A 2,208-nucleotide genomic window follows, 5' to 3' on the forward strand; every position below is an offset into this window, starting at 1 on the left:
CGACCCAGTCTTTCTTGTCTAGCCATCCCTTTTGCTTGGTGGTGACACCGTCTTTCTCATTAAGGATTGTCAGCTTGTGAACTCTAATACCTAGACCTTTGACTACTGGTTCAACAACTGTATCCTGGCATGAATTGCCGCCTGCCGCATGAGCGATTCTGTCTTGTTCTCTTTCAGGTTCAGGTTAATCCCCGCTGCCTCTGCCGGTGTTTGGTCTCCTATCGCTTGATTAGGACGGATAAAGTTGTAATGAATCCTCATTGCGTTCATCAATTCTTGTGCTGATTCTGCCCTATCCATCCCACGCATAGGCGCTTCTCTATCCCTCACCGTGCCGTTTAGCCTCTCGACTTTTGGATTGAGGCTATTTTCGTTTGACCCTACGCTGCCGATATTCTGGAGGTGTGGCACTTCCTGAGTATGCAATTCGCGGTAGTACGCTTCATCGTACGAGCGCAGGCCGTCATGCACTATTGCTCTTGGCAGCGGGGCGTGCTGCTTCATCTCCTTAAAGAGGGCGCGGGCATCATATTTATGAGATAAATTCTAGTAAACCTGTTTCAAGGCTCATAGGCTATGCATGTGTGCTCTTGCTTCGCCACAGGAGCCACAAAAAGTACGGCGTGCCCAACAGGGCAGTCACTATCCCAGACGGCACCTCAGATGGAGCAAGGACAATCCTGCCAACAGTGTCTGCGACCACGACCAGTATAGCGCCCATAACTGCGGCAAGTGGCACCAGCTTGCGGTGATAGTTGCCTACCAAAATCCTTGCCATGTGCGGCGCCACAAGGCCTACAAACCCGAGCGTGCCTACGACTGACACTGCCGCCGCCGTGGACGCGACTCCTATCACCAGCAGGACCAGGCGCGTGCGCTCAAGCGAAATGCCAAGCGCCTTGCTCAGGTCGTCGCCAAGGGCCATTATGTCCAGCTTGCGTGCCAGCACCCACGCGAGAGGAATGAGTATGAGAGGCCAAGCGACCAGCTGCGACAACTCATCCCACCCCCTGGCATGTGTACTTCCTGCAAGCCAGATTAGTGCAGAGGCGGCAAAGATATCTGCCTTAATTATTACGACGTTTATTATGGAACTTGCAAAGGCAGAGATGGAAATACCGACGAGCGCGAGGCGAGTTGGCGATATTCCACCGCTCTTTTGCCACGAGGCAAGGTAAACCACGGCAAAGGCTACAAAAGCGCCCACAAGGGCGGCAAGTTGTATCGAGCCAAACGGGCTATCCGGGATCAGTATGAGAAAGGTGACTGCCATCAAGGCGGCTCCCGCAGTTATGCCTATGATGTCTGGCGCGGCCAGCGCGTTTCTGACTATTCCCTGCAAAAATAGGCCACTCACTGCAAGCGACGCGCCTGCAAGCGCGGCCACGAAAATGCGCGGCATGCGCAGGTCGTAAATTACCTTGTCTGTAAACGCCGTGCCGTTGCCGGTAAAGGTGTCAACCAGCTCGCCAAGTGTGAACTGGGTACTTCCAAAGATTATGCCAATGACGACAGAAGATCCAAGAAGGATTATGCATGCAGCCAGTATTATCGCATAAGTAGCATTCCCGCGGGGGACTATGCGCAGGGTAACATCTCGCGACGGCGCCCTTGCGCCTTCTGACATGGTAGCTCTGCGGGCCAGCCATATGAGGAAAGGAGCTCCTATTACGGCAGTAATCGTGCCGGCAGGAAGCTCGCTTATCCCGCCTGCAAGGAGCCTCGCTACAATGTCTGCACCCACGATTATGATGCCGCCCCATACAGCAGACGTGATCATTAACGGCCGCTGTTTTGTTATGCCCATCAGGCGCACAAGGTGCGGGGCGACAAGTCCCACAAAGCCTATGGGCCCCACTATGCTGACTGAAACGGCTGTTAGAAAGACCGCAATGAATGTGGCAGAGAGCCTAGTCTTCTGAACGCTTATTCCAAGGGACTGAGCTACGTCGTCTCCTAGAAGGAGGACGTCCATCTTGCGACCCATTATCAATGCGAATACACCGGCGCCAGCTATCAAGGGCCATGAAAATGAGGCATTTTTCCAGTCATTCTGGATAAGCGATCCTGCTCCCCAGAATAGAACACCGCGGGTCTGCTCTGTAAAGAATATGAACATGGCCGACGTCAGGGCAGCAAACACCATCCCGACAGCAATGCCTGCAAGGGCCAGCCTGACAGGAGTTATCTGCACGCCGGCGGCAATGG

Annotated in this window: 2 protein-coding genes; both read right to left on the reverse strand. The window is 53.9% G+C overall.

What is annotated here, in order from left to right; genetic code table 11:
- Window positions 1-102 precede the first annotated feature (102 nt).
- Window positions 103-504, reverse strand: a complete 402-nt coding sequence (locus tag ACREAY_RS11435; RefSeq protein ID WP_431755897.1) for an integrase core domain-containing protein — start codon at window positions 502-504, stop codon at window positions 103-105.
- A gap of 70 nt (window positions 505-574) precedes the next feature.
- Window positions 575-2,208, reverse strand: a 1,634-nt coding sequence (locus ACREAY_RS11440) for an iron ABC transporter permease (protein WP_431755898.1), incomplete at its 5' end; no start/stop codon positions are given.

Source organism: Nitrososphaera sp. (genome assembly GCF_050748925.1).
GTDB lineage: Archaea > Thermoproteota > Nitrososphaeria > Nitrososphaerales > Nitrososphaeraceae > Nitrososphaera.

Coding starts and splice junctions, on each gene's coding strand:
- ACREAY_RS11435 (WP_431755897.1), bottom strand. CDS start 504: ATGAAGCAGCACGCCCCGCTGCCAAGAGCAATAGTGCATGACGGCCTG.